At 69.6% G+C, this 25415-nt stretch carries 14 protein-coding genes and 3 pseudogenes; 13 read left to right on the top strand and 4 right to left on the bottom strand.

What is annotated here, in order from left to right:
- Positions 1–28: 28 nt before the first annotated feature.
- The 5 genes from ACZ4MH_RS02460 to ACZ4MH_RS02440 all read left to right on the top strand — a co-directional run bounded on the left by ACZ4MH_RS02460 (position 29) and on the right by ACZ4MH_RS02440 (position 4973).
- Positions 29–1159 carry an FAD-dependent oxidoreductase gene (locus tag ACZ4MH_RS02460; RefSeq protein ID WP_351586997.1) on the top strand — a complete coding sequence of 377 codons (1131 nt, stop codon included), beginning with the start codon at positions 29–31 and terminating at the stop codon, positions 1157–1159.
- Entirely contained in the window at positions 1156–2172 is a 1017-nt protein-coding gene (locus ACZ4MH_RS02455; RefSeq protein ID WP_351586995.1) for an amidohydrolase family protein, read from the top strand. Before ACZ4MH_RS02460 ends, ACZ4MH_RS02455 begins: the two co-directional genes overlap by 4 nt.
- A gap of 6 nt (positions 2173–2178) precedes the next feature.
- A complete protein-coding gene (locus tag ACZ4MH_RS02450) occupies positions 2179–3117 on the top strand; it encodes a VOC family protein (protein ID WP_351586993.1) in 939 nt (312 codons plus the stop codon).
- Between the two features lie 96 nt (positions 3118–3213).
- Positions 3214–4185: a fumarylacetoacetate hydrolase family protein gene (locus ACZ4MH_RS02445; protein WP_351586991.1), complete on the top strand. Its 972-nt coding sequence runs from the start codon at positions 3214–3216 to the stop codon at positions 4183–4185.
- Positions 4182–4973 (top strand): SDR family NAD(P)-dependent oxidoreductase, encoded by a 792-nt coding sequence (locus ACZ4MH_RS02440; protein ID WP_351586989.1) that lies wholly within the window; start codon positions 4182–4184, stop codon positions 4971–4973. Before ACZ4MH_RS02445 ends, ACZ4MH_RS02440 begins: the two co-directional genes overlap by 4 nt.
- A 948-nt stretch (positions 4974–5921) precedes the next feature.
- Here ACZ4MH_RS02440 and ACZ4MH_RS02435 read toward each other — a convergent pair.
- Entirely contained in the window at positions 5922–6518 is a 597-nt protein-coding gene (locus ACZ4MH_RS02435; RefSeq protein ID WP_351586985.1) for a dihydrofolate reductase family protein, read from the bottom strand.
- A 263-nt stretch (positions 6519–6781) separates the two neighbouring features.
- Between ACZ4MH_RS02435 and ACZ4MH_RS02430 the strand changes: the two genes are divergently transcribed.
- Entirely contained in the window at positions 6782–7222 is a 441-nt protein-coding gene (locus ACZ4MH_RS02430) for a recombination directionality factor (RefSeq protein ID WP_351586983.1), read from the top strand.
- 310 nt (positions 7223–7532) lie between these two features.
- Positions 7533–8027, top strand: coding sequence for a hypothetical protein (locus tag ACZ4MH_RS02425; protein ID WP_351586981.1), 495 nt, complete (start codon positions 7533–7535; stop codon positions 8025–8027).
- Between the two features lie 86 nt (positions 8028–8113).
- Here ACZ4MH_RS02425 and ACZ4MH_RS02420 read toward each other — a convergent pair whose 3' ends face one another.
- The gene (locus ACZ4MH_RS02420) at positions 8114–9331 is read right to left on the bottom strand and encodes a competence protein CoiA family protein (protein ID WP_351586979.1); all 1218 of its coding nucleotides are present in this window, start codon (positions 9329–9331) and stop codon (positions 8114–8116) included.
- 1101 nt (positions 9332–10432) lie between these two features.
- Here ACZ4MH_RS02420 and ACZ4MH_RS02415 point away from each other — a divergent pair.
- Positions 10433–11092, top strand: a complete 660-nt coding sequence (locus ACZ4MH_RS02415; RefSeq protein ID WP_351586977.1) for a hypothetical protein — start codon at positions 10433–10435, stop codon at positions 11090–11092.
- Positions 11093–11254: 162 nt separating this feature from the next.
- On the opposite strand, the gene ACZ4MH_RS02410 is transcribed toward ACZ4MH_RS02415, so the two are convergent.
- The gene (locus ACZ4MH_RS02410; RefSeq protein ID WP_351586975.1) at positions 11255–11578 is read right to left on the bottom strand and encodes a hypothetical protein; all 324 of its coding nucleotides are present in this window, start codon (positions 11576–11578) and stop codon (positions 11255–11257) included.
- Positions 11579–12003: 425 nt separating this feature from the next.
- On the opposite strand from ACZ4MH_RS02410, the pseudogene ACZ4MH_RS02405 reads away from it, so the two are divergent.
- From ACZ4MH_RS02405 to ACZ4MH_RS02395, 3 genes and pseudogenes are all read left to right on the top strand, one after another.
- Positions 12004–12117: pseudogene (locus ACZ4MH_RS02405) on the top strand (HipA family kinase); the annotation flags it as partial.
- A 1267-nt stretch (positions 12118–13384) separates the two neighbouring features.
- Complete coding sequence (locus tag ACZ4MH_RS02400; RefSeq protein ID WP_351586973.1) at positions 13385–20125, top strand: amino acid adenylation domain-containing protein; 6741 nt, start codon at positions 13385–13387, stop codon at positions 20123–20125.
- Between the two features lie 59 nt (positions 20126–20184).
- Positions 20185–20616, top strand: a complete 432-nt coding sequence (locus ACZ4MH_RS02395) for an ester cyclase (RefSeq protein WP_351586971.1) — start codon at positions 20185–20187, stop codon at positions 20614–20616.
- A 70-nt stretch (positions 20617–20686) separates the two neighbouring features.
- Here the strand turns inward: ACZ4MH_RS02395 and ACZ4MH_RS02390 are convergent, their stop codons facing one another.
- Positions 20687–22249, bottom strand: coding sequence for an MFS transporter (locus tag ACZ4MH_RS02390; protein ID WP_351586969.1), 1563 nt, complete (start codon positions 22247–22249; stop codon positions 20687–20689).
- A gap of 259 nt (positions 22250–22508) precedes the next feature.
- Here ACZ4MH_RS02390 and ACZ4MH_RS02385 point away from each other — a divergent pair.
- Positions 22509–23714 (top strand): annotated as a pseudogene (locus ACZ4MH_RS02385) (condensation domain-containing protein); the annotation flags it as partial.
- A pseudogene (locus tag ACZ4MH_RS02380) lies at positions 23703–25322 on the top strand (amino acid adenylation domain-containing protein); the annotation flags it as partial. The pseudogenes ACZ4MH_RS02385 and ACZ4MH_RS02380, both read left to right, overlap by 12 nt.
- Between the last annotated feature and the right edge of the window lie 93 nt (positions 25323–25415).

Raw genomic sequence — 25415 nt, 5'->3', positions numbered from 1 at the left:
CCGAGGAACAAGGGAGTTGAGTTACCCCATGACACATGCCCCTACCGTCCTCGTCGTCGGCGGCGGCGCGGCCGGCAACGCCGTCACGGTCCTGCTGCGCCGCGCCGGCCTCGCAGTGGATCTGATCGAGGCGAAGGACGACTGGAACGCCACGGCCGGGTCCGGCATCACCCTCCAGGGCAACGCCCTGCGCGTACTGCGCGAACTCGGCGTGTGGGAGCAGGTGGAGGCATCCGGCTACGGCTTCGGCTCCGTCGGCATCACCGCGCCCGACGGCACCGTCCTGCACGTCGCCGAGGACCTGCGTACCGGCGGCGACGACCTGCCCGCCACCGTCGGCATGCAGCGCCCGCAGCTCCAGCGCATCCTGATCGACGCGGTCCGCGCGAGCGGGGCCCGGGTACGTCTGGGCACCCGGGCCGAGTCCTTGGAGCAGGACGCCGACGGTGTGACCGTGCGCTTCAGCGACGGCACCGAGGGGCGCTACGACCTGGTGATCGCCGCCGACGGCCTCGGCTCCACCACCCGGGCCGCGATCGGCATCACCACCAAGCCCGAGCCGACCGGCATGGCCATCTGGCGCATCGCCGCCCCTCGTCCGGCCGGTGTGACCCGCACCGACCTCTCCTACGGCGGCCCGGCGTACATCGCCGGCTACTGCCCCACCAGCGAGACCACGGTGTACGCGTACGTCGTCGAGGCCAACCGCGACCGCGCGTCGATCCCACCGGACACGTACGCCGACGAGATGCGGCGCCTCGCCGCCGCCTACGGTGGCTTCTGGCCGGAGATCACCACGCACATCACCGACCCGGCGGAGGTCAACTACACCTGGTTCGACCGGATGCTGGTGGAGGGCTCCTGGCACCGCGGCCGGGTTGTCCTCGTCGGCGACGCCGCCCACTGCTGTCCGCCCACCCTGGCCCAGGGCGCCGCCCTGTCCCTGGAGGACGCGTGGGTGCTCGCGCAGTTGCTGACCGGTACCGAGGTCTGGGACGACGCCCTCTTCGAGACGTACTACGAGCGGCGGATCGCCCGCGTCCGCCCGGTCGTGGAGGCGTCCGTGCGGATCGGGCAGTGGCAGCTCGACGGAGTGCGCGACGCCGACGTGCCCGGCCTGATGGGGCGCACGATGACGATGCTGCGGGAGCTGCCGTGAGTACGCCCACCACCTCCACCACGCCCACGATCGACGTGCACGCGCACGTGCTGCTGCCCGAGGTGGAGGCGCTGGTGGACGGCCTGCCGGGGCTGGCCGAGGCGCGGGCGCTCGACGCCCGGCGCAACGGGCCCGCGGCTCTCGCCGTCAACGGCGCCATGGTGCGCGAGCGCATTCCCCGGCTCACCGACACCGGCGTGCGTCTCGCCGCGATGGACGCCCAGGGCGTCGACATCCAGCTGGTCAGCCCGTCCCCGTCGCACTACCACTACTGGGCGGACGAGGAGACGGCCGAGAAGCTGTACCGACTGGCCAACGAGGCGACCGCCGCGCACTGTTCGGCCGCTCCCGACCGGCTTCGCGGCTTGGGATTCGTCCCGCTCCAGCACCCCGGGCAGACGGTACGCGCCCTCGAACACGCCCTGGCGCAGGGCCTGATCGGGGTCGAGGTCTCCAGCCACGCCCCGGACCGGGAACTGTCCGACCCCGCCTACGAGCCCTTCTGGACGCGGGCCGAGGCCACAGGCGCGCTCGTCTTCCTGCACCCCTTCGGCTGCACCCTGGACGAGCGCCTCGACCAGTGGTACCTGTCCAACACCGTCGGCCAGCCCACCGAGAACGCCGTCGCGCTCTCGCATCTCATCTTCTCCGGGGTTCTCGACCGGCACCCCGGGCTGAAGGTGATCGCGGCGCACGGCGGCGGCTATCTGCCCACCCACATCGGCCGCTCCGACCACGCCTGGTCCACCCGCTCCGACGCGGGCGCCGGCTGCGCGCACCTGCCCAGCAGCTACCTCAAGCGGCTGTACTTCGACTCGCTGGTCCACGACCCGTATGTACTACGGGAGTTGGTGCGGGTCGCGGGCGCGGACCGGGTGCTGCTCGGCTCCGACTTTCCCTTCGACATGGGCGCCGAGGACCCGCTCGGCGCGCTGCGCGCCGCGCGCCTGCCCGAGGCCGACTTCGACGCCGTACGCGGCGGCAACGCGGCCGCCCTCCTGAGGAAGGACTGATCCACCATGAGCGGACGCCTGCTCACCCACCTCCGGCACGTCGACCTGGCCGTGCCCGACTACGACAAGCAACTCGACTTCTACTCCGGCGTCTGGGGCCTCACCAAGGTCGCCGAGGACTCCGGCATCTCCTTCCTGGCCGCCGAGGGCTCCCCGGAGCAGTACGTCGTACGGCTGCGCAAGGCCGACGAGAAGCGCCTCGACCTCGTCTCGTACGGCGCCGCGTCCCCCGCCGACGTGGACACGCTCGCCGAGCAACTCCTCGCGGGCGGAGTGCAGTTGATATCGCGGCCGGGGACGGTGGACACCCCCGGCGGCGGCTACGGCTTCCGTTTCTTCGATGTCGACGGCCGCACCATCGAGGTCTCCGCCGACGTCGAGGTCCGCCGGCACCGCAAGATCGAGGAGAAGGAGGCCATCCCGGTCAAGCTCTCCCACGTCGTCCTCAACTCCCCGGACCTGAACCGTACTCGGGAGTGGTACGAGCGCCACCTCGGCTTCGCCCTCTCCGACACCCTGTCCTCACCGCACATGGGCGAGGTCATGCACTTCATGCGGATCTCCAACCAGCACCACTCGATGGCGATCGCGCAGGGCCCGCACACCGCCCTGCACCACGTCTCCTTCGAGATGCGCGGCCTGGACGAGTACATGCGCGGCTCAGGGCGCGTCATGCGGGCCGGGTACCGCAAGATCTGGGGCCCGGGTCGCCACATGGCGGGCGACAACACCTTCACGTACTTCCTCGACCCGCACGGCAACACCATCGAGTACACCACCGAGCTGGAGGAGCTGGACGAGGACACCTGGCACCCGCACGTCTACGACTTCTCCCAGCCCGAGGTCACCGACCAGTGGGGCACCGCCAACCCCATGAACGAGCTGATCGCCAAGGAGTCCTTCAACGATCCGGACCGCGGCGTGTTCGTCGCCCCGCCGGTCTGACCCCCGCCCTGAGCTCCGGGGGCGCGGCGGCCCTGCCCATGCCCTGACGCAGCCATCCGCGCCCCCGGTCACCCTCCGTGCCAGGAGAACACACCCATGCGTTTCGCAGCCTACGAACACCAGCACCAGCCCCGCGTCGGCGTCGTCGAAGAGGACGGCACCCTCTACCCCGTACCGGGCGTCGGATCGCTCACCGAACTGATCGCCTCCGGCGACGGGCTGCGGTCACTGCTCGTCCGGGGTGCCGCCGCACTCGACGTACCGCCCGGCCCCCACGTCTCGCAGGTGCGGCTGCTGCCACCCCTGCGCCCCACATCCGTACGGGACTTCGTCACCTTCGAGGAACACGTCGAGGGCGTGCGCCGCTCCGTGGACGGCGCCGTCGGCGTACCCGAGCAGTGGTACGAGGCGCCGACCTTCTACTTCACCAACCCCCACGCGATCTACGGCCCGCACGACGGGATTCCCATGCCGCCCGGGTCGCAGGTGCTGGACTTCGAGCTCGAAGTGGGCGCGGTGATCGGCCGAGAGGGCCGCGACCTCACCCCCGAGCAGGCCCGTAACCACATCATCGGCTACACGATCTTCAACGACTGGTCCGCCCGCGACCTGCAGTCCGCGGAGATGAAGGTCGGCCTCGGCCCGTGCAAGGGCAAGGACACTGCCACCACGCTCGGCCCGTATCTCGTGACCGCCGACGAACTGGAGCCGTACCGGGACACCGACGGCTTCCTGCGCCTGGCCCTGACCGCCGAGATCAACGGCGAGGTGGTCGGCACGGACCTGCTGTCCAACATGAGCTGGACCTTCGAGGAGATGACCGCCTACGCCTCCCGAGGCACCCGCGTCGTCCCCGGCGACGTACTCGGCTCCGGCACCTGCGGCAACGGCGGCTGCCTCGCCGAACTCTGGGGCGTACACGGCGAGCAGACCCCGCCGCCGCTGAAGCCCGGCGACACCGTCACGCTCACCGTCGAGGGGATCGGCACCGTCTCCAGCACCGTGGTGCCCGGGCCGGAGCCGGTGAACATCCCCGCCGCCCGGCGGCGTTCCCGGGAGCGGCCATGAGTGAGCCGTCCCCCGAGCGGCTGCTCGGCAAGGTGATCGTGGTCACCGGCGCGGCCCGCGGCCAGGGCGCCGCCGAGGCCGAGGCACTGACCCGCCAGGGCGCCCGGGTGATCGCCACCGATGTGACCGAGGCGCCCGGCTGCCGGCCACTCGACGTCACCAGCGAGCGGGCCTGGGCGGAACTCGCCGACCACCTGCGAGACACCCACGGACACGTGCACGGGCTCGTCAACAACGCGGGCATCACCTGGCGGGCCCGGCTCGACGACGTGCGCGCCGAGGACATGGCCCGCGTCCACGCGGTCAACGTCATCGGCCCCCTCCTCGGCATCCAGCACCTCTCGCCCCTGATGCCCGCGGGCGCCTCGATCGTGAACATCGGTTCGTCCGCCGCGCTGACCGCCCACTATCCGGTCGCCTACACCGCCAGCAAATGGGCCCTGCGGGGCCTGGCGAAAACCGCATCGATGGAACTCGGGCCGCGCGGCATCCGCGTCAACACCATCCATCCCGGCTTCATCGAGACCGAGATGACCGCGTCGGCCGCCCCCGCCTTCCGGGAGGCCAACCTCCGCGAGACACCACTGGGCCGTACCGGAACCGTCGACGACATCACACCACTCGTCACCTTCCTGCTGAGCGACGACGCCTCCTTCATCACGGGAGCCGACATCCCGGTCGACGGCGGATACACCACGCACGCCGGCGCCAAATCCGTCTCCGACGCCCTCCGGCATCACACAACAGCGGAGGCCGCACCAGCACCGATGCCCGGCAGGCCGTCGTAGGCCGTAGGCCGCAGGCTGTCAGCTGCATCTGGCGTGGCATCGCCTCCTGACGCAAGCCGGTCTCTCGCCCCCAGCCCGGACGCCTCAAGCCTCCGCCGACTGGACGCGCGGCTGCGGCACCTCCGGCGTCCCTGTCGGCAAAGCCGCGCTCAGCCCCCACTTCTCGGTCCTGCGCGCCGTCGGCCTGGTCGAACAGCGCGATCAGGGACTCAAACGGAAAAGGGCAGTGCCTCCCCTCGGGGAAGGCATCGCCCTTGAACGTTGTGCAGCTCAGGCCGCTGCGACGCTGCGCTGCAGGAGGTCGGCGGCCCGGTACAGCCTCGACCAGCGACTGCAGCTCCCCCTCCACCGCCACCGACGCACCCGGTATCTCTGTGGCCCGGCCGCATCTGACCCGGAAGACCTTCAGGCTGCTCATGTTTCTCCCCGACTGCACCGCGCTCACTGGGAAGGGACAATCAACACCCGGAGGTGTTTATTCGGCCGGCTCCGCAGCCAACGAGTGCGACGCCGTCCTTGCTGCGACGGCCGTGATCTGGAGCGCCAGCAGGTACTGGGCCTCCGAGGTCGCCCAGAGGTCGCCCGCACCGGCTCACTTCCCCTCGCGCGGAGAGCACGGTGCGGGGCTTGGCTTTGTTCGTGAGTCGTGAAGTCAGTTGTTCATCGGCTTGGGAGGCACCCAGATCCACTGTCGGTCCGTGTTCACGAGTTTTGACGGCGGTGGGGTGCTTGCCAGGACAACGTCGCGGTGTTCTCGGGGGAAGGTCCTGGTCATGCCGCAGATGCCGAAGGTCGCGCCGCACGTGGCCGGCTTGGGTCGCCCCCGCCGTACTCATCTGGCGTTGCAGCCGTCCACGGCCCTGGCATGCGGCACGGCGGCGCCTGCGTGACCCTCTGAGCGCGCCCGCGCGCCTGGCCCCTCGCACAAGCGCCGCCCGCCCGGAGCGTTCAGCTGCCGACGCGCGTGTAGGTGAGGAACACCGCGCCGCTTTTGAGGACGGTGTGGTCTGCGAGTGTCCAGGTGCGTGGGTCGAAGGCGGCCTTGCGGGAGAACAGCGGGATCCCGTCGCCGATGGTCAGCGGGCCGACTTTGAGGATGAGCGTGTCGATCTCGGCGTACAGGGAGCCCGCGAGATCGGCGCCGCCCAGTAGCCAGATGTCCTTGCCGTCCTGTTGCTTGAGTTCGCGCACGGTCGCCACCGGGTCGTCGGCGACCAATTCGACGGCCGGGTCCGGGCTCTCGGTCAGGGTCCGGGAAAATACCAGGTGACGCAGGTGGGGATAGGCGTCGGTGATGCCGGCCGCAAGACCGATCTCGTAGCTGCGCCGCCCCTCCAGCACAGTGTCGAAGTGCGTGCCCTCCGCCGTGACGGACAGTGCCTGCCGGGCCTGGACGGGCAGCGTCTCCGGGTACTCGGCCACGAGGTGCTGGATGTAGTCCTCCGGTATGGGCCAGAAGCCGTTGGGACCGGTGGGGTCCCCGCCGTCCGGGCCCGCGATGAAGCCATCGAGGGTGGTAGCGATGTAGTGGACGAGTCTGCGCACGCCGGATCCCTTCCGTTGGTCACGCTGTCGCGGTGCGACCCGGGCCGCCGGGTGGTGTGCCAAGGTGCGAGGCCGCTGAGTGATCATGGCAGCCGTCCGACCGACGCGAGCACCGTACCGTCAAATTTCGTGAAACATTCGTCCGCGGGCCAGGGCTCACCTGCTGCCCGAACCAGCCGACAAACGCTGCCACTTGCAGTGGACAAAGCCAGGGGCAGGACGGCGGAGGCGGATCCGTTCGGCTCACCTCCGCTCAAACGGAGGTGAGCCGACGACTCATAGCGGCGCTTTCATCTTGGCGGGTGTCGACAAACGACCGAGGGGTTGCTGCGGCCCTGACCAGGTTGTTCGGAAGGGAGTTCGAGCTATATGAGGTCAGGGGGGAGAACTTCCATGTCTGCGACGGCACGGAGTTTTTGGAGCCCGAAGCATCGGAGGGAAAGGCGTGTGGATGCACAGGTCCGCTCTCCGGGCGGAAGGCGAAGGCGAAAGCCGGCCGTGGGCCACGGCCGGACGTTCTCCTGATGTTCTCGCTCTCTGACGCCCCCGAGTTAGGCGTATTTGCTCTAGCTTCCTCGTCGTGGGAGTTTGTCGCAGAATTGCCCTCCGTGCTGGCCGTGTTGCGTACGGGGGCAGCACGATTCACGCTTCGCATGGACCTGATCGAATTCGCTCCCTCTTCAGGAGTCGAAGTGAGCTATTGACGGCCTGCGATGCTGTTTCAGAAGGCTGTTGAAGCGCGTCGCGGACTGGATACCGTGCGTTCGAGGCTGCTCCGACAGCTGCCCCTCGGATGACGTCCGAGGGACAGTACGCCGGGATCGTCGGCTCACATCTGGAGAGGCAGACGCATCTGCGGCGGATTCTCCGGGCTAGCTTCTGTCCGCGGAGGGCGACACCTCCTTACACGGCTCTGCCCGAAGACCCTGGGCAAGGCAGCGACGGGCCCGCCTGTGGTGGTGTCGTAGCCTCTCGTGCGCCGGGCCGTTCACGCGCGCGCCGTACGGTGGCGGAGTGAACCTGTTCAAGGCCGGTGACAAAGACCTCGATCTGACCAACGGCGGCACCAAAGTATTCATCGACGTCCTGACGCTCGCTGTCTCCGACCTCGTCGAGGACCCGTGGGACTATCGCTTCGCGGGACTGCTATCACTCCAGGATCAGAACGTCATGGGTCGTGGGGGCGTCGGCTTCGACCTTCGGGACATCGACTGGGGAGCGACACCCCAGCAGCGCGCCCGGTCCAAGCAATTCGTCCTGCGCGCCGCCAACCTCGCACTGACCCGTCACCGGTGGTACGAGCTGGACTACGACCCGCCGTACGCGGAGGGCTACCTTCGGCGGTTCATCGACATGATGGCCTCGTTCACACCGCCTGCAGAACCTCGTCCGGACTCGCTGTTTCCCTGCGAGGACGACGACTGGCCGCACGCCGCGATCGCCTCGTGCGTGCGCCACAGAGTCCTGAGCGCGTTGCCCATGTGGAACGGCTGCATCTTCTGCAGCTGAACGAGAAGTATGCAAACTTTGTTGGGGCCCAACGGACCGGCCGGACCGGCATAGGAACGAGACAGCAGCTATCGAGCGCCTTCGCTTCACGCCCGGGGCATGGGGGTGCTGCCGATCCGGCGCCATGGTTTGTTGTACTGCCTGCCGCAGCTGCGGCACTCGGCCCGGAACAGGCCGGCGCCCGGACCCATCCGGTCGCTCGGTTCGGCAGGGTATGCGGCGTTGTGGATCTTCGCGACGAGCCGTGGGACGGCACAGGTGCAGGCACGGGCGGCCGGGGCCTCGACGAAGGCGGTCCGGTAGCCGTCGATCGGCCGGTGCCTCTTCTTCGTGTTCACCGCGTTCTCGAACCGCCGCTGGTCAGTCTTGCTGGGGAAGATCAGAAGGAGCCCGGCCAGGAGAAGGAATGCCTCGCCCTGGACGCGTTCCGGCGCCGGGTCAAAGACGGCGACTGGGACGCCGCTCTCGTCGACGTGGGGGACGCCGCCGGCATACCGGGGGTCGCCAGTGCTCCAGCCCACGGTCGCGGTGACATTGTGCTCGTCGGCCAGTTTCACCAGGGCCTGGTTGACACCGCGGCGGAACCCGATGGCGATCTCCCGCAGCCTGCCGGCCTGGAGGGCGCGGGCAGCGTGCTCGGCCTCGGTGGCCTCCTCCAGGGCCCTGGCTCGGGTGACGGCGTTCCTGGCCCTGATCTTCTCCCGCTTCTTCTCCTTCTCCCGTTCCAGCGCGGCCAGGCGGAGCTCGTCGAGGTGTCGCCGCTGTTCCTCCTCGGCGAGGTGGGTGTCTTCGGCCGTGATGTAATGCGGCGCCGTCCACACCACGGCCAGCGCACGTTGCGGGTACCGCAGCGGGGTCCGCGGCGTGTGGAGAACGATCCTGTGAGTGAACGCCCAGGTCAGGAACTGGGTCAGGGTAGCTGGGACTGCTTCCCAGCCGCGCTCGTCGAACCGCACCAGGCCCTCGGCGACGGCGAGGTGATCCGCGCCGTCCGGCCGGGTCAGACGCACAGAGGGGACGGCGCCGAGCCACGACGGGCGGGGCCGGTCGCTGAACCAGATCGAGGTGACGCCGTCGGCGCGCATCTTCTGGGCGCGGGCGGTGACGTCGGTGTCGGTGATCGGCGCGAGCTGGGCTTCGAGCGCCGTTTTCCACGTTCCGACGGGGGCGCTGGCCAGCACGTCCGCGCGCCAGGCGCCGTTGGGACCGCGGGCTTCGAGCTCGGCGTGTGCGCCGGCGTCTCTCGCGGCGTTCGCCAGCTCCAGCTTGAGCAGGTGGTGGGCGACCGACTCCAGAGCGAGCATGCAGGTCGGAGCGCCCGGTGCGTGGGCGAAAAACCGTAACCCCGTGCGGGAGGTCTTCGCGTGCATTGCGTGGCCGCACTCGTCGCATGTCAGCGGCGCGGGCGGCCGGGTCTTCCACACCGCTTCCCAGGTACGTCCGCAACCGAGATCGGGCAGATGCGCGAAAACGGTCCCCCACTGCGCGTGCACGGCCCGGAACGCCATCAGCCCCCCTGCTCCAACGGTGAGGTGCCCAGTGTGCCGCAGGCCCCTGACAACGCATCAGGCGGCGGTCGGTGGACCGGGCCGGGCGGGGGCAGCATCGGCCGGACGCCGTCCCGCCGCCAGCCGCGTTCAGGTCCGCCTACGCCGCGGTAGCGTCATCGAGCGCCCGCTCGTTCATCCACGACTGGGCGGCAGCAAGGTCGGCGTGCCGACGAACTGGTACGCGTCGCTGTCCCATTCCCCCAGCACGCGCCGGGAACGCCCCGAGGCCGCGCCGGGACGCCTACCTGCCGGACAACCGCCGTCTCCGTCACAAGCAGCATCCGTCTCGTGCTGGCCCCTGCATCATGTGGTTGGACACTTCACCCCACTGACAGGGAGAACCATGCTCGACTTTCATGAGTTGGCGCCGGACGGCGATCGCCACCACGTGGGGGTTGATGCCGAGGCGCTGGGACTCTCCAGCGTGGAGCCTCCCCGTACATGGCGCTATGCGGCTTGTCCAACCTGCGCCATGGCTCTTTCAGCACAGCGCCGACCAGTTCAGCCACCGTCGCCTTGAACGCCGCCCATGCCCGCTCCGAGAAGTCCACCCTCGCGCACGCCCGGCAAAGGCCCCGGTCCCGAGCGAAGTTGGCGGGGGTTGCTGCCACACCGGGTCCAGAACGGTTCCGCCGGCAGCTTCGATCCCTGGCCGAAACTGAACCCACGACCGCGCGCTTCTCGACGGCAACTCCTCACCACTCACACCCTGCATAACTGCTTATGGGGTCATGAAAGCGGGCAATGCGGGCGCGCTTGCGGCCGGTGCGCAGAACCACAACCGGCCGCACTGCTTGTGCCGGCACTTGCCACCACCCGGACTACCGCCAGTGCCAGGCCAATAGTCTGACCGGCATGAGTGACGGCATAGCGTGGATGGGCGCACACCATCACACCCCTTCATCGGCCGTGCCCGGCATGCTCGGCGGCATCTCGCTGACCCTGGCCCGAGGCGTGGAGACGGACGAGTTCCTCATCAACCTGGGCGCCGACCTCGACGCGCTAGCCGCGCGCACCCCGGGCAGGGAGCTGCGCGCACCGGCAGGGCAGCCGGGCCAGCCCTCCCCCCACCTCAACCGCTCCATGTACGGCACGTGCGGTGAGTGGACGTACGTGCTGGAGGACTGGGGCATGGCAACCTGGGCGACCGGCTACCAAGGCAAGGTCGAGTCGATGCTTCCCTGCGAGGGCGAAGAGATCCTCTGCCTGACCGCCAACCGTTTCAGCCCCCCGGCCCTGATCATCCATGCGTCCGATGCCTGCGCGTATCGGGCTGACTTCGGCACCGACACCGGGCAGGGCTCGGCCGTCGATGCCTCCCTCAGCGCCGCGGGCGCGGTGTTCCCGTCGATGCCTGAGGCCAGTGAGGGCGAAGTCGTCGCGTACTTCGAGGAGCATGGCGGGCGCCTGCCCGAGCTGGTGTTCACCGCAGTGGGCGCCTACACGGGCGTGGCCATCGACCAGGACGCCGTGAAGGCCGGTGACCTTCCCGGCGTCCTCATTGCCCCGGCCTGACCGTCTGCCGCGCACCCGAGACTGGCCCCGACCCTGATTGCAGGGTGGGGGCCAATGCCGTTGCGGCCAGGGGTGTTACTCCGCGGCTAGCTTGTAGAGCACCGGCTGACCGCCGCCGATGCCGTACGTGCAGATGCCGCCGTCATCCATCCGCGTGTCCAGTCAGTACGCATCCTTGTCCATGATCCGCATGTCCCGCATGAACGTCGCGAAGTGGTTGCCCATGGATTCCTGGTTGTGCATGCCGAAGATGGCCGACCGGCCGCACACCTCGCTGAACGTGGGGTCGGTGCCGTTCAAGGAGAACAGGTGGACCATGCTGTCGTGCTTCTTGGCGTAGGTGCCAATACACGCCGCACCCGTCGGCGTGGTCCCGCCCGGGAGGAGGGTGGGGTTCAGGCCGCCCTCAGCGGACGACATGCCGCCGCTGTTGTAGGAGGAGGCGAACGCGAACTCGTCACAGTTCAGCGTGTCGGCCGCGTCCACCAGGGCGGAGGCAGCGAGCAGTGGCCTGGATCGCGCCGTCCATGCGGATATAGATCGGCACCGACCTGACATCGCACTCGGTGAACCGGGTAGCGAGGATGCTCTCGAAGTCGGTGTTACACCACTCCACCCCGGCCGTCGCCGCCGGCCCCGCGGCCTTCGCCCCGCTCTTGGGCGCCTTGTGACTCGTCGCCGACCATCACGCTGGACCACTACGCGCACTTCATGCCGGAGGCAGGGAACAGGGGACGGGGTGCCATCGACATCCTGTTCGGTGGTGGGGAGGGCGGCGTGGTCGCCCGCAGCCGAAACTCCCCAGGAACTCCCCAGGAATTCCCCAGGGGGTTCAGGGCGGATCGCCAGGTCGGAGGGACTTGTCGGTCCGTCTTGATTCCTAAGGCCAGGTAGGCGTATAGCCTGGGGAAATGCTGACAGAAGTCATTGCGACTCGTTATGTGACTCCCTTGAGGGAGGGTGGGTCGCTCCCCGGGATCGTTGAAGGGGACGATCTTGGGACGTATGTTATGTGCTTCCCCGGGCAACGCCGCTGACCTGCGGTTCTGGCCGTTAGCAGCCCGCTGAGCTGCGGCAATGCCTCTTGCGGAGGCTTTCAGGTTCGTGCGCGTCTATGCGGCCGGAACTCCCCACGGACTCCCCAGAGGGGGCCGTTCTCCCCGGAAACTCTCCAAAGGGCCGGGGCCGTTGGGAGTGGCCCTCATCCGGGGGGCGCTGCAGAGACGGCCCCGCGTCCGGTTGGGCGAGAGGGGCGCGTGGCCATGGACCGCGGGGCAGTGAGGCGTGACCTACCCAGTGTCCGCGAGCAGGCAAGCCGTGGGGTTTGCGAACCGATTCGGCGAACCCTTGGCGCCTGCGAGCATGTCCTCGGTCACGTCGGTCTCCTGCACATAGGTGTCTGGTCGGTATCGCCGTCTTTTGATCACGAAGGGCCCATTCCGCTCTTCTCGTCGTCGGTGCTCCTTGGGTGGCTCGAGTTTTCGGCCGCCCGCCTCGAAGGAACCGGCTTGGTGCTGCACTGCGCGAAGTGAGGGGCCCTCGCATGGCGTGGTACGCCGGCCGGGGGAAGCCGGAAATTGTCGGGATGGGAGATCGTGGTACTCACGGCGCAGGCTTGATGCCAGTCCCTGGTGATTGAGTGCGACCGGGGCTTCGGGTGGTGTGCGTGAGCGAGATGGGGGTTCTTCCAGCCTCTGCGGTATGTCGGGCTTCGGCGCAGAAACCCGTCGCCGGGGTCGGCGCCGCGGTCGAGTCGACTGCGCCCATCAGCTTCGAGGCGTGAGTTTGCGGTTCCCGGAGGGTGGTGTCGGTCGCCGTTCTGTTGTGGCTGGTCGCAGCGTGAGGCCGCAGCGGTCGGGAGTGGACGGTGTTCCCGGGGATGGGTACTGCGCACGGTGTGGTGCTGGGTATGCAGTGAAACTCGCGTTCCCTGTACAGGGGTTGAAGGGTTGGGGTACAAGTAAACAAACTCCCGACTTGAATGAGGTCAGGCTGGTGGAAGCGCAGCGGGGCATTACGTCAGGGACAGGACGCCTAACGGAACGGGAGCTCGCGGAGGCTCTGGGGCGGCGGTTGGCCGAGGCGCGATGCGGCGGGATCTGCTTGATTCAGCAGTCTCTCGACGATGGGCCGACGGTGTTCGTCGAGTGCGCCCAGGGGGCGGCGGATGTCCCTCCTGTCTCTGTGGCCGGCATGCTGCGTACCGCACTTACCGAAGAGTCCCAGTCACCTCCTGAAGAGATCGTCTGTGTGGGGGCGTCGAGCCTGCCGCGTTCGCCGGAGGGGGAGCCGATGGCTCACGACGCTCTCCAGCTGTACCGACGCGGAGCGTTGGACGTCCTGCACGTGGAACGCCGCACGGAAGATGTGGTGGCCCCGGAGGATGAGTCGGCGGGGGGCCTCTTCGGCTCCTCCACGTTGTTCGAGTCCGCCGTTCTCTTCGAAGAGGGAGGGCAGGTGGAGCAGGCTGTCGAACTCGGCGACGGAGGGGGCGGCGAGCCGCTTTCCATGGAGCTGATGCGTCAGGACATCGCGGAGATCCTGGACGAGCCACTCGACAGGGTCCGTGACGACGCCGACCTCACCGCGCTCGGGCTCGACTCCATCATGATCATGACATTGGTCAACCGGTGGCAGGCGGACGGTGCGGGTATCACGTTCGGCGAGCTGTTCGCGCGCCCGGTGCTGAAGGACTGGTGGGACGCGGTGACCTCGGCGCGAGAAGCTGGGCAGGCCGGCGCGGAGCAGGGCCTGACGGCGGAGGAGATAGCCGCCCCGAGCGGGACGGAGCCGTTCGATCTGGCCCTGATGCAGCATGCGTACTGGATCGGCCGCGGCGACGAGCAGGTGCTGGGTGGCGTCGCCGCACACTTCTACAATGAGTTCACCGGCCGCGACGTGCAGCCCGACCGGCTGGAACAGGCTGTCCGTGCTCTCACGCAGCGCCATGCGATGCTGCGGGCGCACTTCACCGACGACGGCCGGCAGTGGATCGCCGAGCAGAGCGCTTGGCCCGGCCTGACAATCCATGACCTGCGGGAACACGGCATGGACGAGGCCGAGGAGCGATTGGCGCGGTTGCGCCGGGAGCTTTCGGGCCGACGCCTGGCGGTGGAACGCGGCGAGGTCTTCGACGTCCAGCTCTCACTGCTCCCGGACGGTGCTACCCGGGTGCACGTCAATGTCGACATGCTCGTGGCGGACGCGCTGAGCTTCCGCATCGTTCTGGCCGATCTGGCGTCGCTCTACGACGCACCGCACGCATCGCTGCCGCCCATCGACTACAGCTACCCGCAATACCTGGCCCACCGCACGCGTCGCCGCGAGCGAGGCCGCCAGGCGGACAGGGCGTACTGGCAGGAGCGCCTGCCGGAGCTGCCCGGCGGCCCGGAACTCCCGCTGGCAGTGGACCCGGAGCGCCTCACACGGCGTTCACCGAGCCGTCGGCACCACTGGCTCAGCGGCCCCGAGCGGGATCGGCTCGCGGCGCGCGCCAGGTCGCACGGCGTGACGCTTTCCACGGTGTTCGCCACCGCTTTCGCCGAAGTGCTGGCGGCGTGGAGCTCGCGCAAGCACTTCGTGCTGAACCTACCGCTGTTCGACAGGGAAGCAGTGCACCCGGATGTCTTCCGGCTCAGTGGGGACTTCACCAATCTTCTGCTGCTCGAAGTCGACCTCAGCGAGGCGGGCACTTTTCTGGAGCGGGCGCGGCAGCTGCATGGCCGATTGCAGGCCGACATGGCGCACACCGAATATTCCGGCGTCGACGTACTGCGCGACCTGACCCGGGCCAACAACGGCGATCCGGTGTATGCGCCAGTGGTGTTCACCAGTGGGCTCAGCTTGGGGGAGCTGTTCAGCGAGGAGGTGCGCCGATGTTTCGGCGCACCTTCCTGGATGATCTCGCAAGGACCGCAAGTATGGCTGGACCACCAGGTCACCGAGCATGACGGTGGTCTGCTGCTCAACTGGGATGCGGAACAGGAGTTGTTCGGCGAAGGTGTTCTGGATGCCATGTTCGGCGCCTACCGCAGGATCATCGAGTGGCTCGGCGGCCCCGATGACGACTGGGGCCGACAGCTGCCCGACCTGCTGCCGGATGACCAGCGTGCCGTACGCGCCGTCTGCAACGACACGCGCGCCGCGGGCAGTGGTTCGCTCCTGCACGAGGAGTTCTTCCACCAGGCCGCCGTGGCGCCCGGCCGTCCGGCGCTGTTGTGGGGAGACGACGAGCAGCAGACCTACGATGAACTGGCCGAGCGGGCGCTGCGGGTCGCGGGAGCGCTGCGGGCGCGCGGTGTCGTACCAGGAGACACCGTGGCCGTCACCCTGCCCAAGGGGCCAGGACAGGTCGCTGCCGTCCTGGGCGTACTGGCCGCCGGTGCCGCGTATGTACCGATCGGGACCGATCAGCCGTCGTCCCGCAGAGCGAAGATCTACCGACGGGCCGGCGTCCGGACCGTCCTGACCGACAAGGACGAGCGCGAGGACCCGAGTTGGCCCGAGGGCCTTGAGCCACTCCTGCTCGACGAGGCACTGCGGGCCGGTCCGCTCGCGGAGCCTGTGATGGTGGACGCGGAGGAGTTGGCGTACATCATCTTCACGTCGGGTTCGACGGGGGAGCCGAAGGGGGTGATGGTCAGTCATGCGGCGGCGGTGAACACGCTGGAGGATGTGAACGCGCGGTTCGCGGTGGGTCCGGAGGACCGGGTGCTGGCGGTGTCGGCGCTGGACTTCGACTTGTCGGTGTACGACATCTTCGGGCTGCTGTCGGCCGGCGGCGCCCTCGTCCTCGTCTCGGAGGACCAGCGACGCGATGCCCTGAGCTGGGTCGGTCTCGTGCGGCACAAGCAGGTGACGGTCTGGCAGTCCGTACCGGCCCTGCTGGACATGCTCCTCATCGCGGCGGAGGAGAGCGGACAGCACGTGCCGCTCCGTGTCGCCCTGCTCGGCGGTGACTGGGTCACGGTGGACCTCTGGGGCCGCTTGCAAAGGTGGGCGCCCGGCAGTCGACTCGCCGGCCTCGGCGGCACCACCGAGGCCGCCATCCACTCCACGGTGTGCGAGGTGACCGGCATCCCTGGGCACTGGCGCTCCGTGCCCTACGGGACGCCGCTCGCCAATGTCACCTGCCGGGTGGTGGATGAGCTGGGGCGGGACTGTCCTGACTGGGTGCCGGGTGAGTTGTGGATCGGTGGTGCGGGGGTCGCGCTGGGATATTGCGGTGATGCCGAGCGGACGGCGCGGCAGTTCGTGGAGTGTGAGGGGGTGCGGTGGTACCGGACCGGGGATCTGGGGCGGTACTGGCCGGATGGCACGCTGGAGTTCTTGGGGCGGGCTGATCATCAGGTGAAGGTGCGCGGGCACCGCATCGAGCTGGGTGAGGTGGAAACCGCACTCGACAAGCAGCCAGATGTCGCCCGAGCGGTGGTCCTGGTGACGGGCGGCACCTCGCCGCAGCTGGCCGCGGCCGTGCAGCCCGCACGGCGCGTACCGGACCCGGACGAGCTGCGCGACCGGCTCGCCGGACACCTCCCCTCGTACATGATCCCCGAGCGGATCCTGGTACTCGAACAACTGCCGCTGAACGCCAACGGGAAGATCGACCGCAGGCGGATATCGGCCCTGCTGGACGCCTCGCGCACCGGCGGCACGCCGGGCGAACCGCCGCGGGCCGGAGCCGAGCAGCAGGTGGCCGAGGTCTGGAAGGAGCTGCTGGGCGTCGACCGGGTCACGCGTGACGACGGCTTCTTCGCCCTGGGCGGTGACAGCCTGCTCGCCACCAGGGCAGCGGGGCGGCTGCGTGCCGCGGGCCTGTCCGGCGTGGAGCTCCGGACCCTGCTCTCCCGTCCGGTGCTGAAGGATTTCGCGGCCTCCCTGAGCACGAACACGACAGCGGAAGCCCCGGCCGCCACGATCGTCGAGGATCTTGAGGGCCGTTACGAGCCGTTCCCGCTGACCGACGTGCAGCGGGCGTACTGGTTCGGCAGGACGGAGGACTTCGCCCTCGGTGGAGTGGCGTCCCACTGGTACTGGGAGTTCGAGGACGACAACCTCGACGTGCGCCGGCTGGAGGACGCCTGGAACCGCGTGGTGGCACGACACGAGATGCTGCGGGCGGTGTTCGGCGAGGACGGAACGCAGCGCATCCTGCCCGCCGTCCCCGAGTACCGCATCGATGTCACCGACGTGTCCGCGGGGGAGCGGGAGGCCGCCCTCACGAGGATGCGCGACAGCCTCTCCCACCAGGTGCTCGACTCGACGCGCTGGCCGCTCTTCGACATCCGGGCGGTCCGGGTGGCAGGCGGGCCGACCCGCATCGCGTTCAGCCTCGACCTGCTCGTGCTGGACGCGCTGAGCATCATGATCGTCTTCTCGGAGCTGGGGACCCGCTACCGGGACCCGGGCGCCGAGCCGGCGCCGCTGACCCTGTCGTTCCGGGACTACCTGCTGAACGTCCGGCCGGACCCGGAGCGCCGCGAGGCCGACCGGCAGTACTGGCGCGAGCGCGCCGCCCAGCTGCCGCCCGCGCCCGAGCTTCCGCTGCGCACCGACCCCGAGCTGGTCACAGCGCCGCGCTTCACACGGCGCGAGGCCGTCGTCCCCCCGGAGCAGTGGGAGAAGATCCGCGACAAGGCGCGCGCCCACGGCCTGACGCCGGCGGCCCTGTTGGCGACCTGCTACGCCGAGGTGCTGGGCCGGTGGTCCAGCCGGGCGGACGTGACCTTGAATCTCACCCTCTTCGACAGGCAGGAGGTGCACCCGGAGATCCGGTCCGTCGTCGGTGACTTCACCTCACTGCTGTTGGCCGGGTACCGGCCGCGACGCGGTGAGTCGCTCCTGGAGCGTGCCCGGAGGTTCCAGGACGGCCTCTGGGAGGACCTCGACCACGGTACGGTCTCGGCGATCGAGGTGCTGCGGGACATGGCGCGGTCGGACGACCGGGCCACGGGGGCGATGCCGGTGGTGTTCACCAGTGCGCTCGGTGTGGGCGCGGAGCTGGCGGCGCCGCCGTTCGCGGAGCAGGTCTGGGGCCTCTCCCAGACGCCGCAGGTGTGGTTGGACTACCAGGTCATGGACTTCGCGGGCGGCGTCCGCTTCAACTGGGACGCCGTGGAGGAACTGTTCGCGGAGGGCGTGCTGGACGCGATGTTCGACGCCCACCGTGAGCTGGTGCTCTCCCTCGCCGACGTGGACTGGACCCGGCCGCTGCCGGACGCGCTGCCCGCAGCCCAGCGCAGCGTCCGGGCCGAGGCCAACGCGACCACCGCCGAGGTACGGCGGGCACCGCTGCACCAGGCTTTCTTCGCACGCGCCGGGACCGATCCCGAGGCACCCGCACTGATCTGCGGTGACGGCACGATCTGGTCCTACGGCCGGCTCGCGGAGCGGGCGCTGCGGGTGGCAGGCCATCTGACCGCGTCCGGTGTCCGGCCGGGCGACGCGGTGGCGATCCGCCTGCCGAAGGGCCCCGGCCAGATCGCGGCTGTCATGGGGGTCCTCGCGGCCGGTGGCGTGTACGTCCCGATCGGGGTGGACCAGCCGGAGCGCCGCGCGGAGCGCATCCTCGCCCGGGCGGAAGTCTCCGTCGTGCTCACCGAGGCGGTGCTGGACGAGGCGTGGGGTGCGGAGCCGTTGGCGGAGCCGGTGGCGGTGGACGCGGAGGAGTTGGCGTACATCATCTTCACGTCGGGTTCGACGGGGGAGCCGAAGGGGGTGATGGTCAGTCATGCGGCGGCGGTGAACACGTTGGAGGATGTGAACGCGCGGTTCGCGGTGGGTCCGGAGGACCGGGTGCTGGCGGTGTCGGCGCTGGACTTCGACCTGTCGGTGTACGACATCTTCGGGCTGCTGTCGGCCGGCGGCGCCCTCGTCCTCATCGAGGAGGGCGAACGCAGGGAGGCCCGGCGCTGGGCGGAACTGGTACGACGCCGGGACGTCACGGTCTGGAACACCGTGCCCGCGCTGCTGGACATGCTGCTCGTCGCTGCGGACGACGGCCCGCCCCTGATCTCCCTGGACGTGGCGTTGGTCTCCGGTGACTGGGTCGGCCTCGACCTGCGCGGCCGGCTCGCGCGGGAGGCTCCCGGCTGCCGCCTCGTCGCGCTCGGTGGAGCCACGGAAGCCGCGGTGTGGTCGAACTTCTTCGAGGTCGACCGGGTCGACCCTGGCTGGTCCGCCGTTCCGTACGGCAGGCCCCTCACCAACCAGCGCTTCCGGGTGGTGGATGAGCTGGGGCGGGACTGTCCTGACTGGGTGCCGGGTGAGTTGTGGATCGGTGGTGCGGGGGTCGCGCTGGGGTATTGCGGTGATGCCGAGCGGACGGCGCGGCAGTTCGTGGAGTGCGAGGGGGTGCGGTGGTACCGGACCGGGGATCTGGGGCGGTACTGGCCGGATGGCACGCTGGAGTTCTTGGGGCGCGCTGATCATCAGGTGAAGGTGCGCGGGCACCGCATCGAACTGGGCGAGGTGGAGACCGCACTCACCGCTCACCCGGACATCGCCCAGTGCGTGGTGGCGACCGTCGGGGAGCCGGCGACCGGGCTCGCCGCGATGGTGGTGCCCGAGTCGGGCCGACCGGGGCCTGCCGGCGGTCCGGCCCCGGATGCGTGGCGTACCTGGCTCGCGGACCGGCTGCCGGGTTACATGATCCCCGAGCTGCTGGTCGAGGTGGCGGCGCTCCCCCTGACCGCGAACGGCAAGGTCGACCGTGCCGAGGTCGTCCGGCAGCTGCGCGGCGCGCGCCCGCAGGAGCAGACCCTCGAAGCACCGAGGGGAGAGACGGAGCTCGCCCTCGCGGCGGAGTGGCGGGAGCTGCTGGGCGTCGACCGGCTGGGCCGGGATCAGAGCTTCTTTGTCCTCGGCGGGGACAGCCTGCTCGCGACCCGACTCGCCGAGTCCGTCCGCAAGTCCTCCGGCGTGGTGGTGACATTGCGCGAATTCCTCGCGGCACCGACCGTGCGGCAGCTCGCCGAGCTGATCGTGTCCCGACGCCCGTCGGCTTCGGAGCCGATGGACGAGGGCAGCATCTGATGGGGCGGGGTACAGTATGTGTACGTGTACACGAACGTCGGGTGTATGAGGAGACGCGCATGAGTGCGGAGCAGAACAGGTCGCTCTACAGGAAATGGATCGACGAGCTCTGGCATGCCGATCCGGAGAAGATGGACGATCTCGCGGAGCAGCTCGCGGCGCCGGACTTTGTTGCCCACTGGCCGGGCGAGGACGTGTCCGGCCCCGTTCAGCTGGCCGAAATGGTCCGCCGCGGGGTCTCGCTCTTTTCCGAGGTGCACGTCGACGTCGTCGTCGGCCCGCTCGCGGAAAACGACCTGGTGTCCGGCAGGTGGATTTTCCGGGGAAAGTACAACGGTGAACTTCCCGGTTCGTCGGCCGTCGTGGGAACCGAGGTTTCCTTCGCGGGTATGGATATCTTCCGCTGCCGTGACGGAAAGTTCACCGAGTATTGGGTGAGTTCCGACGGTCTCCAGTTCATGGAGCAGCTGGGATTCACGCCGAAACCCTGACGGTGCGCCGGCACGCACGAGAGGGGCCTCGGGTCCGCGAACCCGAGGCCCCTCTCGTCATGGGGGCGAGTCAGCCCTCCTGGGGCGCCGGGGCACCCGCGGGGCGGGCGGCGGGCCCGGTGCGGAGGGTGCACGCGGCGATCACGGCCGAGCACCCGGCGAGTACCACGCTTCCCCAGGCCACTGCGGTCAGGCCATGGGTGAAGGCGTCCTGCAGAGCGCGGAACGGGACGCCGGGCACGGTCTCCAGGCGCCCCGCCGAGACGGCGTGGATGATTCCCTCGGCGCGGCCGGTACCGACGTGCGCCGCCGAGAGCGGCCCCTCCAGGGCGCTGCGGACCTGCGTGGCCAGGACGGTGCCGAGCGCCGCGACGCCCACCACGATGCCCAGCGGGCGCACGCTGTTGGCGAGGCCGCTGGCCAGCCCCGCGCGCTCGACGGGGACCGCGCCGAGGGCCGCGGCCATGACGGGGGCCTGGACGACTCCGCCACCCGCGCCCAGGACCACCAGGGCCGGCGCGAGGTGCAGCCAGCTGCTGTCCGTGTTCAGCATGGTCAGGGGGAGCAGGCCGACGGCCGTGACGGCGCTGCCGACCGCCGTCACGGTCGCCGTACCGAACTTCTTCAGCAGCTTGGCGCCCATGGGAGCCGTCACCATGAACGGCAGGATGATGGGGAGCAGGGCGGCCCCCGCCTGCAATGCGGAGTAGCCCCGCACCTGCTGGAACCAGATGGCCAGGAACATCATGAGGCCGAAGAACGACGCCACGATGGTGAAGAGGGTGAGCAGCGCGCCGCTGTAGGCGGGGGCGCGCAGGAGGCTCAGGTCGAGCAGGGGGTGACGGCCACGCCGCTCGGCCACGACGAACAGCGCGAGGAGAAGGAGGCCGGCGACGAGGCAGCCGAGGGTCGTCGTGCCGGCCCAGCCGTGTTCCGGTGCCGCGATCACCGCGTACGTCACCGCGATCAGGCCGGCGGCGGAGAGGAGCAGGCCGGCGGGGTCCAGCGGCCGGTCGGCGGACCGGTGGCCGCCGGGCAGGCCGCGGGAGCCGGCCACGACCGCCAGACACAGCGGCAGGTTGATCAGGAACGCCCAGCGCCATCCGGCCGAGTCGACGAGCACTCCGCCCAGCAGCGGGCCGACGACGAACGACAAGGACGCCACGGTGGTGTAGAGGCCCAGTGCGCGGGCCCTGGCCCGGCCGGGGAAGCCGGCGGTCAGCTGGGCCAGTCCCGCGGAGGTCAGGGCGGCCGCCGAGACCCCCTGCGCGGCGCGCGCCGCGATCAGCACTTCCGACCCTTGCGAAACGGCGATCACCGTGGAGGTCAGTGCGAACGCGAGCACGCCGAGGACGAACATCCGGCGGTGCCCCCAGCGGTCGGCCAGTACGCCGGCGGTCAGCAGGAAGGCCCCGTACAGCAGGCTGTAGGCGTCCACGACCCACTGGAGTCCGGCCAGGGAGATCGTCAGGTCGGTCCCGATGTGCGGCAGCGCCACATTGACGATGGTGGTGTCGATTCCGGAGATTCCCGCTGCGGCCGCGACGACGATCAGCAGCCGTTTCTGAGCCTGTGTCCAGCGTTCTGGTTGCGCTGCCGCCTCGCGATGGTCAGTCGTCGGGCTTTCCGTCATCGGCGCGTTCCTCGTCTCCTCGTAGCGGATCATGTATACGCGTAATCAAACCAGGTGCCGCTCTACCACGGAAGAGGGTTGTGGCCGAAGTTGACCGGGTGTTAGCTTCTAGGCCGTCCGGATTGATCAGTAGGTGGCGTACGACGTTTCTGCTGCGTGCCGACGTCTTTGACCAGGCGTATGACCGGTGTCCGCAGTTGGTTGTCGACGGGGGAGCGCGTTCTTTTGCGTGCCGGCCCCTCTTTCAGGAGGACTTCGGATGAATGCTGCTGAACTGCTCATCGCTGAACTCGAACGACGGGGCATTCAGCTTTGGGAAGAGGACGGCGGACTGCATTACCGGTCGCCGGCCGGAGCCCTGACCCAAGAGCTGCGCGAGGAGCTCCGGCGTCGCAAATCCGAGGTCCTTGAACGGCTGCGCCGGACCGCCGACGGGCGGACGGCCGAGCCGGACCCGGAGAGCCGTCACGACCCCTTCCCTCTCACGGACATGCAGTCCGCATACCTGCTCGGCCGCCGGGACGTCTTCGCCTATGGCGGAGTCTCCTGCCACGGTTACGGTGAGCTGGAGTTCGACGCGCTCGACCCGGCACGTCTGGAAGCCGCCTGGCAGAAGATGATCGAACGGCACGACATGCTGCGTGCCACCGTCGCCGACGACGGCACTCAGCAGGTGGCGCCGACCCGGCCCGCCTACCGCGTCGCCGTCGAGAACCTGGCCTCGGACAGCCCGGAAGAACGCGCGGCCCGGAGGGAGGAGATACGGGAGGAGATGGGCCACCGGGTCTACGACAGCACGGTGTGGCCCCTCTTCGACCTCCGAGTGACCCGCGGCCCCGGCAAGGACATCCTGCACTTCTCCGTCGACTTCCTCATCGCCGACTTCCTCAGCATCCAGCTTCTGCTGGACGAACTCCGCCAGCTGTACGAGTGTCCCGACGCCGAACTGCCGGAGCTGACCATCCAGTTCCGCGACTACCTCCGCGCCGAGCGCGAACTGCGTACAGGTCCCCGCTACGAGGAGGACCGGGCCTACTGGTGGCAGCGGATCGACGAACTGCCGCCCGCCCCCGAGCTTCCGATGGAGCGGGACGCCGGGGCCGAGGGGCAACCCCACTTCCGCCGGTACGCCTTCGGCCTCACCCCGCCGCAATGGTCCGCACTGCGGGAACGCGCGGGCCGGCACGGCGTCACCGCGTCGACCGCCGTGCTCGCCGCGTACACCGAGGTGATCGGCGCGTGGAGCAGACACCCGCGGTTCACCCTGAACCTCACCCTGCTGAACCGCCTGCCCCTGCACCCCGACGTCCCTCGCCTCATCGGTGACTTCACCTCCGTCGACCTGCTTGAGGTCACTCAGGACCACGGGGTCCCGCTCGCCGAGCGGGCTAGCACGCTCCAGGGCCGGCTCTGGGAGGACCTGGACCACCGCCTGTGCTCAGGCGTCGAGGTCATGCGTGAGCTGTCCCGGCGGCGCGGCCAGGAGGCCGCCCTGATGCCCGTCGTCTTCACCAGCGCCATCGGTGTCGGCGGTACCGATGACGGCCTCGGCGAGGAGGCCTGGGGACAGCTCGGCCACGGCATCAGCCAGACACCGCAGGTCTGGATCGACTGCCAGAACATCGAGCGGCGCGGCGGCCTCGCCACGAACTGGGACGTACGGGAAGGCGTGGTACCGGAGCGCGTCCTGGATGCCATGTTCGACGCCTATCGCACCCTGCTGCTGCGCCTCGCCGAAGGCGACGAAGCGTGGCGCGAACTCGCCCCCGTACCCCTGCCGGCCGACCAGCGTGACCGCCGCCGAGCGGTGAACGACACGGCCGCCCCGCTCCCCGAGGGGCTGTTGCACGAGGAGTTCGTCCGCCAGGCCGGGCGCACCCCCGAACGGCCCGCCGTCATCAGCGACCGCCGCACCCTGACCTACCGGGAGCTGCTGGACCACGCCCGGGCCGTGGCCGAGGCGGTGCGGGACCGCACCGACCCCGGCGAACTCGTCGCCGTGGTGATGGACAAGGGCTGGGAACAGCCCGCGGCCGTCCTCGGCATCCTCCTCGCCGGCCGCGCGTACCTGCCGGTCGACTCCCTCCAGCCGGAGCTGCGGCGCGACCGGATACTCCAGGACGCAGCCGTCCGCTGCGTCCTCACCCAGTCCTGGCTGGCCGACGCCGCTCACGGCACCAGCATCCCTCGTGTCCCCGTCGACACCCTGGCCCCCGTCACCACGGCCCCCACCCCCGACGAACCGTCGGCCGCCCCCGACGACCTTGCGTACGTCATCTACACCTCGGGCTCCACAGGGCGGCCCAAGGGGGTGATGATCAGCCACCGCAGTGCCCTGAACACCATCGAGGACATCAACCGGCGGTTCGCCGTCACCGCGGACGACCGCGTCCTGGGACTCGCCAACCTGGGCTTCGATCTGTCCGTTTACGACGTCTTCGGCCCGCTGTCCGTCGGTGGCGCCCTTGTGCTGCCCGGACACGAAGGCCGGTCCGACCCCTCCCACTGGGCTCGCACCGCCGCCGACCACGGCGTGACCCTCTGGAACTCCGTACCGGCCCAGATGCAGATGCTCGCGCACTACCTCAACGCGGAACGCGACCGCATACCCGCCGGGGCGCTCTCCGCACTGCGGCTGGCGCTGCTGTCCGGGGACTGGATACCCGTGACGCTCCCGGGAGAGCTGGCCGAACTGCTCCCCGGGCTCAGGGCTGTGAGCCTCGGCGGAGCGACCGAAGCCGCGATCTGGTCGATCCACCACCCACTGGACGATGTGGCGGAGGACCTGCGCAGCATTCCGTACGGCACCCCGCTGGCCAACCAGACTTTCGCCGTCCTCGACCAGGACCTGCGCGACCGCCCCGAACTGGTCGCGGGCGAGCTGTACATCGGCGGCGCGGGCGTGGCCCAGGGATACCTCGGCGACGACGCGCTCACCGCCGCCAAGTTCATCCGGCACCCCGCCACCGGCGAGCGGCTGTACCGCACCGGTGACCTCGGGCGCTACCTGCCGGACGGCACGATCGAATTCCTGGGCCGCGAGGACGCCCAGGTCAAGATCAGAGGGCACCGGATCGAGCTGGCCGAGGTCGAGGAAGGACTGTGCTCCGCCCCCTCGGTCGGAGCGGCCGCCGCCGTCGTCACGGGGGAGAGTGCTGCCGACCGG

The organism is Streptomyces sp. NPDC026301 (assembly GCF_055567935.1).
The sequence above is the reverse complement of the archived record's forward strand: the minus strand, read 5'-3'. Positions and strand labels throughout refer to the sequence as shown.